General features: G+C 55.0%; 12 protein-coding genes. 6 read left to right on the top strand and 6 right to left on the bottom strand.

Annotation, left to right across the window (positions count from 1 at the left end):
- Positions 1-310 precede the first annotated feature (310 nt).
- On the top strand, positions 311-1,534 hold the full coding sequence (locus ACVDG4_RS10395) for a glycosyltransferase family 87 protein (protein ID WP_447234990.1): 1,224 nt from the start codon (positions 311-313) through the stop codon (positions 1,532-1,534).
- A 757-nt stretch (positions 1,535-2,291) separates the two neighbouring features.
- Here ACVDG4_RS10395 and ACVDG4_RS10390 read toward each other — a convergent pair.
- Both ACVDG4_RS10390 and ACVDG4_RS10385 read right to left on the bottom strand, forming a co-directional pair.
- A complete protein-coding gene (locus tag ACVDG4_RS10390) occupies positions 2,292-3,215 on the bottom strand; it encodes a DMT family transporter (RefSeq protein ID WP_209179359.1) in 924 nt (307 codons plus the stop codon).
- Positions 3,212-4,210: a bifunctional riboflavin kinase/FAD synthetase gene (locus tag ACVDG4_RS10385; protein ID WP_409689157.1), complete on the bottom strand. Its 999-nt coding sequence runs from the start codon at positions 4,208-4,210 to the stop codon at positions 3,212-3,214. Before ACVDG4_RS10385 ends, ACVDG4_RS10390 begins: the two co-directional genes overlap by 4 nt.
- Between ACVDG4_RS10385 and ACVDG4_RS10380 the strand changes: the two genes are divergently transcribed.
- Entirely contained in the window at positions 4,209-4,334 is a 126-nt protein-coding gene (locus ACVDG4_RS10380; RefSeq protein WP_409689159.1) for a hypothetical protein, read from the top strand. The two genes, ACVDG4_RS10385 and ACVDG4_RS10380, sit on opposite strands and share 2 nt — an antisense overlap.
- Before the next feature lie 25 nt (positions 4,335-4,359).
- On the opposite strand, the gene ACVDG4_RS10375 is transcribed toward ACVDG4_RS10380, so the two are convergent.
- Entirely contained in the window at positions 4,360-4,806 is a 447-nt protein-coding gene (locus ACVDG4_RS10375; RefSeq protein WP_286182821.1) for a MaoC family dehydratase, read from the bottom strand.
- Positions 4,807-5,059: 253 nt separating this feature from the next.
- Between ACVDG4_RS10375 and ACVDG4_RS10370 the strand changes: the two genes are divergently transcribed.
- Both ACVDG4_RS10370 and ACVDG4_RS10365 read left to right on the top strand, forming a co-directional pair.
- Positions 5,060-5,443, top strand: coding sequence for a response regulator (locus ACVDG4_RS10370; protein ID WP_006935666.1), 384 nt, complete (start codon positions 5,060-5,062; stop codon positions 5,441-5,443).
- A 178-nt stretch (positions 5,444-5,621) separates the two neighbouring features.
- Entirely contained in the window at positions 5,622-6,323 is a 702-nt protein-coding gene (locus ACVDG4_RS10365) for a protein phosphatase CheZ (protein ID WP_306149878.1), read from the top strand.
- Positions 6,324-6,456: 133 nt separating this feature from the next.
- Here ACVDG4_RS10365 and ACVDG4_RS10360 read toward each other — a convergent pair whose 3' ends face one another.
- Both ACVDG4_RS10360 and ACVDG4_RS10355 read right to left on the bottom strand, forming a co-directional pair.
- Positions 6,457-7,470: a zinc-binding alcohol dehydrogenase family protein gene (locus tag ACVDG4_RS10360; protein ID WP_447234989.1), complete on the bottom strand. Its 1,014-nt coding sequence runs from the start codon at positions 7,468-7,470 to the stop codon at positions 6,457-6,459.
- A gap of 23 nt (positions 7,471-7,493) precedes the next feature.
- Positions 7,494-7,784 (bottom strand): putative quinol monooxygenase, encoded by a 291-nt coding sequence (locus ACVDG4_RS10355; protein ID WP_447234988.1) that lies wholly within the window; start codon positions 7,782-7,784, stop codon positions 7,494-7,496.
- 101 nt (positions 7,785-7,885) lie between these two features.
- Between ACVDG4_RS10355 and ACVDG4_RS10350 the strand changes: the two genes are divergently transcribed.
- Complete coding sequence (locus ACVDG4_RS10350) at positions 7,886-8,818, top strand: LysR family transcriptional regulator (RefSeq protein WP_447234987.1); 933 nt, start codon at positions 7,886-7,888, stop codon at positions 8,816-8,818.
- Between the two features lie 109 nt (positions 8,819-8,927).
- Here ACVDG4_RS10350 and ACVDG4_RS10345 read toward each other — a convergent pair whose 3' ends face one another.
- On the bottom strand, positions 8,928-9,803 hold the full coding sequence (locus ACVDG4_RS10345; protein WP_447234986.1) for a TIGR01459 family HAD-type hydrolase: 876 nt from the start codon (positions 9,801-9,803) through the stop codon (positions 8,928-8,930).
- Between the two features lie 112 nt (positions 9,804-9,915).
- Between ACVDG4_RS10345 and mutL the strand changes: the two genes are divergently transcribed.
- Positions 9,916-11,811 carry a DNA mismatch repair endonuclease MutL gene (mutL, locus tag ACVDG4_RS10340; RefSeq protein WP_447234985.1) on the top strand — a complete coding sequence of 632 codons (1,896 nt, stop codon included), beginning with the start codon at positions 9,916-9,918 and terminating at the stop codon, positions 11,809-11,811.
- The last annotated feature ends 26 nt before the right edge of the window (positions 11,812-11,837 follow it).

Raw genomic sequence — 11,837 nt, 5'->3', positions numbered from 1 at the left:
TGCGTCAGCCGAGGGCCGGGCCGGTAATTCGCTTGATGTACGCCACCTTCATCCAGGGGCGGAAGACAACCTGTTTTTGCATGGCATGGGACATAGCAGCAGTTCGACAAGGAATAAAGAGGGGCAATTGAACCGTATCTGCCCACCGGACAGCCTAATTTGGCAGCTGGGTCGTTCTCGTTTTCCAATCAATACGCCTTCCAGAGACTAGTTATCCAATCAGAAATGGAGAAAGTCGAACGTGATCAACTAAATATTTATGGGTCAAGTTTAGGACAAAAATTGCAAAATCTTCCAGTAGGTTAATTTGATGTTGAGTTTGGCGGACGGGACTTGGGCAAAAGCAGACCGACTACTGTTGATAGGCGCGGTTTCTTCAATTTCTTTTTTTGTTTTTAACGTCCTGTGGCAAGTCGATTTCGCTAAGACGATGCCAGATGGAACAATTGTTTTAGTCAACGATTTTTTGAGCTTCTGGATGGCTGCCAGACAGGTTCTGATGGGGATGCCAGAAGTCCCATATGACATTAATGCGTTCATAGGTGTTCAAGAGCTTTACAACGACCCAGGCGTCTTCTTCGCATTTTTTTATCCGCCAATGTATTTAATGATGATCACACCACTCGGCTTTTTCAGTTCAACCACGGCATACATTGTTTTTCAGGGGTTTAACGCTGTTGCGCTATCGGTAGTGATGAAAAAAATCGCGCGGCATTGGCTTGCCGTATTCTTGGTTTTCGGTTCACCGGCAGCGTATATGTCAATGATGAACGGCCAGAATGGGTTGTTGACTGCGGTTCTCTTTGGAGCGGGCCTGTTGTGTCTTAAGAACCAACGTCTGGTGCTGGCCGGAGTGTTTATTGGGCTTTTGACGATTAAGCCCCAGCTAGGAGTTTTGATACCATTTGCTCTTTTGGCAGGAGGTTACTGGATTACTTTTTTATCGGCAGTTGTAACCACTTTGCTGTTTGCAGGGGCAAGTTGGATTGTCTTCGGTTCAGATACTTGGTTAGCTTTCTTGCAACAAATTCCGGCGGCGCAACTGGCCATGACTGATGGCTTTCTCCCTGTGTATCATTTGGCTTCTGTTTTCGGATTCATTGTCGGCATTGGAGGGAGCGTTGCCGTAGCCTCGATGCTACAGTTTATGTTCGGCCTATTTCTTATTTTTATCACTGTTTGGATTTGGCGGAAGTCGATAAACTTTGAAGCAAAAGCGATAGTCTTGCTATCAGCTTCCACTTTGATTTCACCGTTCATTTTTGTCTACGATTTAACGCTGCTCTCGCTCGCAATCGCTTTTTTAGTGAGGGGGCGCGAAAATCAAAAATTGCCACCGTGGACAACTACGCTGTGCGCTACTGCTTTGCTTATTACAGGATTTAGTTTCGGTATCGCGCAGACTTTTTTGATCCAGTTAGGGCCCCTCGCAGGTCTGCTGGTCTTGATAGTAGGATTGAGGCTGGCAGTCTTTGGCGAAGGCACAAGCCAAGTAACTGCAAATAGAACTGCAACACAGCTTCAAGGCCTATAATTCATATGAAATACTTTAAGTGAAGAATGGCACCTAAAACTGAAAAGGAAGAAATCGAGGGCGTCAGATGCAATTGATGGCGCACTCTGGCTAATGTTGACAGAGTTCCGTAACCACATGCGTGCGGCTGGGTGATTGAGGCAGCCAGTAAAGGGTCTTATGGTTTCATGGTATCGTAAAGAAACCCTTCGAAACTGTTTTAACCTGTTGCGCATACGTTCGATCGGGTTGCTCTTCCTGTATACTTGGAAGCCGTGAGGTATCTGCTCCCTCGGTAGGATCTTGGTAGAATGACAAAACTGACGCCTGGCAACAGTGGGTTGTGGCGTACGGCATCACCAGAGTATCCCTTATCAGCCGGGGACGATCGGAGCTTGCGGCAAGACACTACCAGAATGGCGGAAACGGCACAGTAGCTTGAGATATCGCCTCTTGTCAGGAAAAGCTGAGCGCGCGTCCTCGGCCGGCTGCGCTGGCGTGAATTTTCGCTGTAAATCGTGTGATCGACCAAGAACCGCCTTATGCGTCTCCCTATGCCCGAGCTGCCTGACCGCGGCCGCGAACCGTTATGCTGTCGATTTCATACGGCAAGTCATCAGTAAGCCCGATTTCCATCTCCAACAACGCTCACGCATGTCCCGCGTTATTGCGGATTACACGGGGATCCCGCTGGGCAGCGCTCCGGTTTTATTGACCATGTTCCTGACGCATCGCTACTACAAGCAATGGGAACATAGACGGACAAACGTTGTGGGTTCTATCCGGCCGCCTGTTTCCTCACCCGCTCCCGGTGCGTGATGTAAAGACCGCTGCCAACAATAAGGCCGATGCCGATCCATGTGAGCAAATCCGGGAAATCGGCAAATACCAGAAACCCGAACAAGGTCGCGCTTACGATTTCCAGGTACTGCAGAGGTGCGAGCAGGCTTGCGTTGCCACGTTGGAACGCGGCCACCACCAGTCCATGGGCGCAGAAGGAGATAAGGCCAATCAAAGCCAACAGCCCTGCTTGCCAAGCATTCGGCCACACGAAGACGACATCGCCCACGTCAAATGTGGTGGCCACGATGAGTATGACACCCAGATAGAGGCTTCCCGCCAGCCCTGCACTCAGTTGGATCGTCAGCAAATCATCGCGAACGGGATAGAGCCGGTTGAGCAGCAGATAAAACGAAAACAGCACGGCGGTTGCGACCGGCAACAGGCTCACGAGGCCGATCTCAGCAAGGTTCGGACGCAATATAATGAGCGCGCCCGCAAGACCGACGGCAATCGCACCGATCCGCCGGGGGCCAACAGGTTCTTTCAAGATAAGGGCTGCAAGGATCGTCAGGATCATCGGCTCGACGAAAAAGATCGAGATGGCTGTGGCGACCGACATGTATTTCACAGCGATGAAGAAACATAACGACGCGGAGGCCAGCAAAATCCCACGCAGAAAATTCACGAAGGGTTGCTGTCCGCCAGGGCGTGGCAAGCGCAACAAGATCAGCGCGAACACCAAGCTGACCAGAAACTGAAAGACAAACCGGCCAAAGGTGACTTCTAGCGGATGGATGGAGGACGAAAGGTATTTTGCGATGATGTCCATCACAGGCACGATCAGCATCGCGCTGGACATCAAAAGGATTGCCTGCAACGGATTTTCGCTGACGTCGATCGCAGGCGACCGTTGTCTCACGATGCGAAGTCCAGGAGTTTCAGATCGATTTCGGACAAAGGCTGCAGTGACGCCAGGGCCGCGCGCGCTTCTTCACTGTCCCGGTCCATCTGGGCTATTAACGCGTCGGCGCTGTCGAACTTCGCTTCTCCTCGAAGATAAGAGACCACGTGCACCCGCAAGGTCTTGCCGTAAAGGTCACCTTTGAAGTCGAACAGGTAGACTTCAAACAGCGCAGCCCCGTTGTCAAACGTCGGCCGTCTTCCGTAGCTGGCGACGCCGCCATACCAATCGTCTCCGACCTTAACCTTGACCGCATAGATGCCTTGCAGCAGCGGACAGTCCTCGGGCATCCGAAGATTTGCGGTCGGGTAGCCGAGATCCCGGCCCCGTTTGTCGCCATGCTGGACTTGCGATTCGAAAAACCACCGGTAACCAAGGAGGGCATTCGCTTCGGCCATGTCGCCGGTCGCAAGGTTCTCCCGGATGCGCGAGGACGAAATCACGTCAGCATTCTCGTCTTCTTCGCGCTGGACGATTGTCACGCCAAAGCCGTGCTGGGCTCCGGCAGCGCGCAAGTAATCCGGTGTGCCTTGGCGGGCGCGGCCGAAGTGGAAGTCATAGCCGGTAACGGCGTGGGAAATGCCGAGCGTGTCGATCAGAATATCTTGAACGAACGCGTTGGCTTCAACGGCTGCAAAGTCTTTGGTGAAAGGGAGGATCAAAGCACCGTCTAGCCCGCAGACGCGCAACATTTCGGTCTTGAGCGGCGGTGGGGTCAGCCGGAACACGGGCTTTGCCGGATTGAACACGGTGCGCGGATGCGGTTCGAAACTCATTGCGAAGACCGGGTGATGCGTTCCGCGGCCAAGTCCGAGGGCAGCGTCAAGAACAGCCCGGTGGCCACGGTGTACGCCGTCAAAATTGCCAATCGCAACCACACCGCCTTTGAGACTGGAAGGAAAACTCTCCAGCGATTCGGCGATTCGAAACTCAGAGGATGGGGTGCGGTTCATGCAGCTGACCTATGCGCAAGGTGGCGTTCGTTTTGACTATCCGGAGCGGACGAAGAAAACCCGCCCGTTTAAAGCCGCGTGGAACGTGCCGCCAACACCAAAAAAGGTCAAGCTGCTCACATGATGAAATTGAACCGGGTTTGATCAGATCAAAGCCGGGAGCGGTCTTCGGTCTTGCTCGGAACCTTGACCAAAGCTTCGCCTTCAAGCACCACGGTGTCTTCAACACTACAAATGCAGGACAGCCGGGCCCTGTTGCCGCGCTCCATAAGTTCTTCGACGCGCACGGTCACGGTGACATCATCGCCGATCTTTACCGGTGCCTTGAAATTCAAGGTCTGCGACAAGTAGATCGCACCAGGCCCGGGCAGGCGGGTGCCAAGAACAGCGGAAATCAGGCTTGCGGTATAAAGGCCGTGCGCGATCCGCGTTTTGAACGGCGTTCTGGCTGCGAAGTGCTCAGATAGGTGGATCGGGTTTCTGTCGCCCGACACTTCGGCAAAGCCCACCACGTCGGAGGAACTGACATGTTTTACGAGTTCTTCCGTCATGCCGACGGTGAGATCTTCGAAACAGAGTTTTTGCAATTCCAGCATGATGTTTTCGGCCCTGTATTTCCCGTTTTTTTGTGCGTTGGACGCTAAGCGCGCCCGGGAATTCTGACAATTAGGCTTTCGGTGAAGAAAAAAAGTGTCTGTTATTAACGGTCTTTTCAGTTGCTGCCGTTAGTTTGCGTTGAGTGTGGGGAGGTGAGGACACAAATGAATGTGTCGCTCTCCTTCGAAGTCATAACGCGTTTCCAACGGCCCACGGCCAGGGGCCGCGCACCTTGACAGTATGGAGTAGACAATGGCCCTTGATCTTCAGATGCCGGTCCTCGTGGTCGATGACTACAAGACGATGATTCGCATCATTCGCAACCTTCTGAAACAGCTCGGTTTCGAAGACATTGACGACGCTGCGGACGGCACCGAAGCCTTGGAAAAAATGAAGCAGCGCCGCTATGGTCTTGTGATCTCGGACTGGAACATGGAGCCGATGACCGGTTACGAACTGCTGAAGCAGGTTCGCGCCGATGGTTCCCTCAGCAAAACACCGTTCATCATGGTGACAGCTGAATCCAAGACCGAAAACGTGATTGCAGCAAAAAAAGCCGGTGTAAACAACTACATCGTGAAGCCGTTCAATGCGCAGACATTGAAAGGGAAAATTGAGGCTGTCTTCTCCGACTAAAACACTTTGGCTTGGCGGGGACCGGTGTGCGTCTCCTTCTCCGCCGTTGCCGGCATTCTTTTTCAAGTTAAGCAGCCGGGCTGGGCAGGCAGGCTGCAGCCGGACAATTGCGCCAAAAATGTTTTATTGCCGGTTTTCAAGAGCTCGGCATCTGCTGTTTGGAGGCGGCGGTTAAGCAATGGACACCATTGAAAGGCTGGATCTCATGGCCAAAATAAAACAAGAAAATGTCGCGCAAATCATCGATTTCCTGGAACAAAACAAGACCCGGGATGGGGAAGTTTCCCTAAACGATGTCATGCATCTTGCCGAAGTCATGTCGGGGTCCATGCACGACTTTTTGTCGACAGTTCAGCCGGCTGTTACGGAAGAGCTGACGGCGATTGCCAAAGAAATCACGCGTATGAAGCAGGAGATTTCCGCGCTTCGTGCAAATGATATGACCGGCAACAAGATCCCGGATGCCGGCCGCGAACTCGACGCCATCGTCGAAGCGACCGAGAACGCGACCAACACCATCATGGAAGCCGCCGAAGAAATCATGGCCGCGGATCCGAGTGATTCCGAGGCCTATCAGGATCTTGTCAGCAACAAGATGATCGGCATCTTCGAGGCCTGTACCTTCCAGGACATCACCGGTCAGCGGATCTCAAAGGTGGTTGAAACCCTGCGCTTCATTGATGAGCGGGTGACCTCCTTCATTGAACAGCTGCGCATCCCGGCGAGTTTTGAAACCGAGATCGAGGAAACCGATGAAGAGCGCCGCAAGCGGGAGCTGATCCTTCACGGACCGCAGCACTCCGGCGAAGGCGTTTCCCAAAATGACATCGACGCGCTCTTGGGCGACAGCCAGGCAGACATCGACAAGCTGTTCGACTGATCATCGCCGGACACAGAATTGAAAAAGGCCGCTCCCTTGGGCGGCCTTTTTGTTGTTCCATCAGGAACTTGCCAGGGCAAAAACGAGTCCGCTGCTTGGATGAGAGTGTCGAGCGAAATGCCGGTAAGGCCTCTCAGATTCCTTCCAGCACGATCTTGCCCTTAGACTTTCCACTTTCAAGCAAAGCGTGGGCCTTCATAAGGTTTGCCGCGCTGATCTTGCCAAAGCTCTCGGCGACCGTCGATTTGATTGCTCCTGCATCAATCAAGGACGCAACTTCATTCAATATGTCTCCCTGGCGTTGCATGTCAGCTGTTCCGAACATCGGGCGTGTAAACATGAACTCCCAATGGACCGAGATCGCTTTGGACTTGAAGGGCATAATGTCGAAGGTGTCGGGATCGTCAATCAGCCCGTACCGGCCCTGCGGTGTCATGATCTCAGAAACTTCTGCGGAATAAAGATGGGAATGGGTCGTCGAGTACACGAAATCGATGCTACCGACGCGCAGAGCATCGATCTGCGGCCCGAGGGCCTCGGCGTGACTGATAACGTGATGCGCCCCCAACTCTTCTACCCATGCTTTCGTTTCTGGTCTCGAAGCTGTCGCGATGATTGTCATATCTGAAAGAGCACGGGCCAGCTGGATGGTAATGGACCCCACACCACCCGCTCCGCCGATGACCAAAAGCGTGTTGTTGCCGCCGGGGATCGCTTCGTTTATCTGCAATCTGTCGAACAGCATTTCGTAGGCGGTAAGGCTCGTCAGCGGCATGGCGGCGGCTGCATCGGTAGGTATTGAGCTTGGCGCTTTGCCAACGATCCTTGCGTCCACCAGGTGGAACTCGGAGTTTGTGCCCGGCCGGTTCACCGCACCCGCATAGAAGACACGATCACCTATCGAGAAATTTGTGACAGCGTCACCTAAACCAACAACTTCACCGGCGGCATCCCAGCCCAAGATATCGGGTTTCCCGTTCGTGGGTGCACGCCGCTGGCGGATTTTAGTATCGACTGGATTAACGGAGATCGCATCGACCTTCACCAAGAGGTCATGTTCCGACGCTGTTGGCGTTTCAGTTTTGAAGTCAATCAATGCGTCGGGCCGGTCAATCGGCCCAGTTTCAAGATATCCAACTGCTTTCATGGCGTGCTCCTTTGATCTGGCGCTTAGCCTATGATGGTCATCTCGTTCAGCGTGAATTCTTCAACAGCACCATCCGTGGCCTCCATGTATGCTGCCAGGTGTGGCGCACCCATGTGGGTCTGCCACAACTCACGGCTTTCCCAGTTCTCATAAAACATGAAGTGCGCTGGATTATCGTTGTCCTGGTGTAAGTCGTAGTTGATGCACCCTTGTTCGGCGCGGGTGACGTCGATGAGCTTGAGAAGCTCAGCCTTCACCAGGCCGATCTTGTCCGGGTAGGCTTTGATGTTGGCGACAATTGTCAGCTTAGTCATTGGAAATATCCTTTGTTTTATTTCTCAAACCGCAATTTACGAGGCCGCTTATCCGGGATAAACAGGAGTTCTCCGAAAACATAATCCGGAAATATCGGCTAATGCTTCTCGATAATCTTCGATTGTTCATGATCATCGCGGAGAGGGGCAGTCTCGCGGCAGCGGCCCGCGAAACCGGAATATCGACGACCACTGTCTCCGAACGCCTGGCTGCACTCGAAGCTCATTACGGCGTGGTGTTGTTCAATCGCACAACACGGTCCATCAGCTTAACGGAGGAGGGCCGTACGCTTGTTACCGGTGCACGGGCGGTTCTGAGTGAAGTTGCGGATCTGGACACACGCATTCGTCATGGGGTCGAGACCCTCTCCGGGTTAATCCGGATCTCAGCGCCTGTCGATTTGGGCCGCAGCATCGTCTCGTGGGCGATATCGGCATTCACCGAAGAAAACCCTGAAGTTTCTATCGAACTATCCTTGTCGGACGGATACGTTGACCTGGTCGGTCAAGGATTTGACATGGCAGTTCGTTTTGGAAACGTGACAGATTCCACCCTAAGGGTGCGGAGCCTCGGGACTTTTCAACGCCTTATCTGTGCTGCACCGGAATATCTGAAGAGGCATGGCACCCCGAAAACCCCTGAAGATCTGATGAACCATAATTGTCTTGTGATGCGCTTTGGAGAGACCTTGGACAATGTTTGGGAATTCGGCAAAAAATCAAAAAAGAAACGGGTAACAGTTCGTGGGAGCCGGGTGGTGAACGATGGCTGGCTCATCCGGTCCTGGGCCTTGGCAGGACACGGCATTGTTTTAAAGTCCGAGTTGGATGTCGCCGAAGACATTCGATCCGGAGCCTTGGTATCTTTGCTTTCTGAGCATTTGCCGCCGCCGAACCCGCTCCAAATGATGTTCCCGCCAGGAAGAGCACAGCCGCGACGTGTTACGGCTTTCGCTGACCACCTTCGCAGGACAGTTCCGGTTTCCCGCTTTGACGTGTCGAGTGTTCGCTCGAATATTGAGACGTATAGCTAAGGCAAATATGAATGAGTTCCCGTTCAAGCGTAATTCCGCTACCGCGCAATTCCCGCGGGCCGGTCATTCATACCGCAACACGAGCCTGAATTTCGCCCAGTTCAGCCCCTCACCAGGACAGCCGCGGGATGGCGGCGCGGGCGCGCAGGCCTTCTTCGATCAGACGCTTGCGGATCAGGTGCTCTTCCGGGGCTTCGCTCGGTCCGAAGTCCGAGGCGTGGATGCCGGCGGTTATGAACAGAACGTCGATGTCCTGGGACACGGCGCCGCGGATGTCGGTCGGCAGGCCATCACCAATTGCCAGAACATCTTCCTTTGCGATTGTTGTCCCGGCGTGCTCGGCCAAACGCCGCAGACCCGCCTCATAGATCGGCGCGTGCGGTTTGCCGAGAATGGCAACTTCGCCGCCGAGATCTTCGTAAAGCCGCGCAAGAGCCCCGGCGCACCAGACCAGGCGGTCGCCCCGTTCCACAACGATGTCTGGGTTGGCGCAGATCATCAAAAGGTTGCGCGCCGCCAGTTTCTCCAGGCGCTCCCGGTAATCGTCAGGTGTTTCCGTCTCATCATCCCGGAACCCCGTACAGCTGATCGCGTCTGCCTCCTCGTCAACGCTGGTGAAGGTCGCTTTCAGATTGTGATAGAGCGGCTGGTCGCGGTCCGGTCCGATGTGCAGCAGCGTCTTGGAACCTTGAGCTTCCAGGACTTCGCGGGTGACATCGCCTGAGCTGACGATGCTGTCGTAAGCCTCTTCCGGCACGCCCATGTTCGTCAGCATTTCGGCGACATATTTTGCCGGCCGCGGGGCATTGGTGATCAAAACCACATGGCCGCCGGTTTCTTCCCGGAAGCGCCGCAATGCGATATGTGCCTCTTCAAACGCGGACACGCCGTTGTGCAGCACGCCCCAGACATCGCACAAGATGCCCTTGTATTGCGGGGCAAGGGCATGGAGCCCGTCAACAAGAAGCGGTGCAGAAACGGTCATGGCGGCTCACTCGGATGAGAAATTATCTGATAGGATTGCGCGGAATCGAAGTAAATCCGGCGCGGACCATATCCGAAGCGCGCGTCAAACGGAACCAATCAAAGGGCAATTCATGCAGGTCAGGCAACTTGGCGAACAGGTGATCAACCAGATTGCCGCCGGCGAGGTCATTGAACGGCCTGCCAGCGTGATCAAGGAGCTGGTTGAAAACGCCGTTGATGCCGGGGCGTCGCAAGTTGACATCATCACCGCTGCGGGCGGCAAAACGCTGATGCGGGTCGCCGATGACGGGGCCGGCATGCGTCAGGACGATCTCAAACTGGCCATCCGCCGTCACTGCACCTCCAAGATTTCCGATGATGACCTGTTTGATATCCGCACGCTCGGGTTTCGCGGGGAGGCGTTGCCGTCGATTGGCTCCGTGGCCCGTCTCGTCATTCAGACCCGCCACGGCGAAGAAGAACACGCCTGGGCGATCGCCGTGGAAGGCGGCAAGGAACAGCCGATTGTGCCTGCCGCCCGCTCAAAGGGCACCCAGGTTGAAGTCCGTGATCTGTTCTTCGCGACACCAGCCCGTCTGAAATTCTTGAAGTCCGACCGCGCCGAAGCCGCCGCCATCACCGAGATCGTCAAGCGGATTGCGCTTGCCTATCCGCATATCGGGTTTTCACTGTCCGGTGCCGACCGCCAGCCGCAATCCTGGCCGGCAGCGCGCGGAGACGAGCCGCATCTGGCCCGGATCGCTCAGATTTTGGGGCCCGATTTCGTCGACAACGCCATGGAAATCGATGCGGCGCGTGAAGGGGTCCGGCTCACCGGGTATGCTGGTTTGCCCACCCATCACAGGGGCAATGCCCAGCATCAATTCTTTTTCGTCAATGGCCGACCAGTGAAGGACAAGCTTCTTTTGTCCGGTTTGCGCGGGGCTTATGCAGACGTTCTTGCGCGCGATCGTCATCCGGTGGTGGTGCTCTTCATTGATCTGGATCCGGCTCTGGTGGACGTGAACGTCCATCCGGCCAAATTCGATGTGCGCTTTCGCGATGCGCAGTTGGTCCGCGGCCTGCTTGTCGGGGCGATCAAGCATGCTCTGGTCCAAGCGGGGCACCGGTCGTCGACGTCCAACGCAGCCGTCGCCTTGGACGCGCTTCGAAAACAATCTCCACAGCCGGGAGGGCCATCCGGTGCCACTTCTCACGCTTACGGTTCTGCAGCGAGCGGACCGGCAAATGCGCACGGGTTCGGAGCAACGGCAACGGCGGAGCGCTGGGCGCCGGAGGCTTTTCGGCCATTGGAGACGGCACCAAATCCTGTGCCGGGATTTGCTGAAGATCGGGTTTCAGAGGTCCAGAATGGCTTTTCTGCTCTGGCCACACCGTCAGCCGATGCAAGGGCACATGATGTTCCGCTGGCCTCGGAGAAAACCGAGCTGCCACTTGGCGCCGCGCGGGCACAGGTCCATGAAACCTACATCATCGCGCAAACAGAAGATGGCGTTGTTATCGTCGATCAGCATGCTGCGCACGAACGGCTTGTTTATGAGCGCCTGAAAGTGGCCTTGGCCAAAAAGGATGTTGCCCGGCAGATCCTTTTAATCCCGGAGGTTGTCGACTTGCCGGAAGAAGATGCCGCCCGGCTGGCGGAACGCGCAGAGGATCTGGAAAAGGTTGGTCTGTCGCTTGAGGCGTTTGGGCCGGGTGCCATCGCGGTTCGCGAAACACCGGCAATCCTTGGCGACATGGACATTCAGGGCATGGTGCGCACGCTCGCCGATGAACTCGCCGAATGGGAGACCGCCGACAGTCTTCGGGAGAAACTTGACCACGTTGCCGCCACGATGGCCTGCCATGGATCGGTTCGAGCCGGACGCCGCATGCGGCCGGAAGAAATGGACGCCCTCTTGCGCGACATGGAAGCAACACCACTTTCTGGGCAGTGCAACCATGGGCGCCCGACCTGGGTTGAACTGAAACTCAGCGATATCGAAAAGCTTTTCGGCCGCAAGTAACAGCCAGTGGGAAATCCGTCCCATAC

This window comes from Roseibium sp. MB-4, assembly GCF_053005265.1.
Note: the sequence above shows the minus strand (reverse complement) of the source record. Positions and strands in the feature narration are given on the sequence as shown.

Excerpts from the sequence above, each read along its gene's own strand:
- ACVDG4_RS10395 (WP_447234990.1), top strand. The coding sequence starts at position 311 with ATGTTGAGTTTGGCGGACGGGACTTGGGCAAAAGCAGACCGACTACTG.
- ACVDG4_RS10380 (WP_409689159.1), top strand. The coding sequence starts at position 4,209 with ATGCAGCTGACCTATGCGCAAGGTGGCGTTCGTTTTGACTATCCGGAG.
- ACVDG4_RS10385 (WP_409689157.1), bottom strand. The coding sequence starts at position 4,210 with ATGAACCGCACCCCATCCTCTGAGTTTCGAATCGCCGAATCGCTGGAG.
- ACVDG4_RS10375 (WP_286182821.1), bottom strand. The coding sequence starts at position 4,806 with ATGCTGGAATTGCAAAAACTCTGTTTCGAAGATCTCACCGTCGGCATG.
- ACVDG4_RS10370 (WP_006935666.1), top strand. The coding sequence starts at position 5,060 with ATGGCCCTTGATCTTCAGATGCCGGTCCTCGTGGTCGATGACTACAAG.
- ACVDG4_RS10365 (WP_306149878.1), top strand. The coding sequence starts at position 5,622 with ATGGACACCATTGAAAGGCTGGATCTCATGGCCAAAATAAAACAAGAA.
- ACVDG4_RS10360 (WP_447234989.1), bottom strand. The coding sequence starts at position 7,470 with ATGAAAGCAGTTGGATATCTTGAAACTGGGCCGATTGACCGGCCCGAC.
- ACVDG4_RS10355 (WP_447234988.1), bottom strand. The coding sequence starts at position 7,784 with ATGACTAAGCTGACAATTGTCGCCAACATCAAAGCCTACCCGGACAAG.
- ACVDG4_RS10350 (WP_447234987.1), top strand. The coding sequence starts at position 7,886 with ATGCTTCTCGATAATCTTCGATTGTTCATGATCATCGCGGAGAGGGGC.
- ACVDG4_RS10345 (WP_447234986.1), bottom strand. The coding sequence starts at position 9,803 with ATGACCGTTTCTGCACCGCTTCTTGTTGACGGGCTCCATGCCCTTGCC.
- mutL (WP_447234985.1), top strand. The coding sequence starts at position 9,916 with ATGCAGGTCAGGCAACTTGGCGAACAGGTGATCAACCAGATTGCCGCC.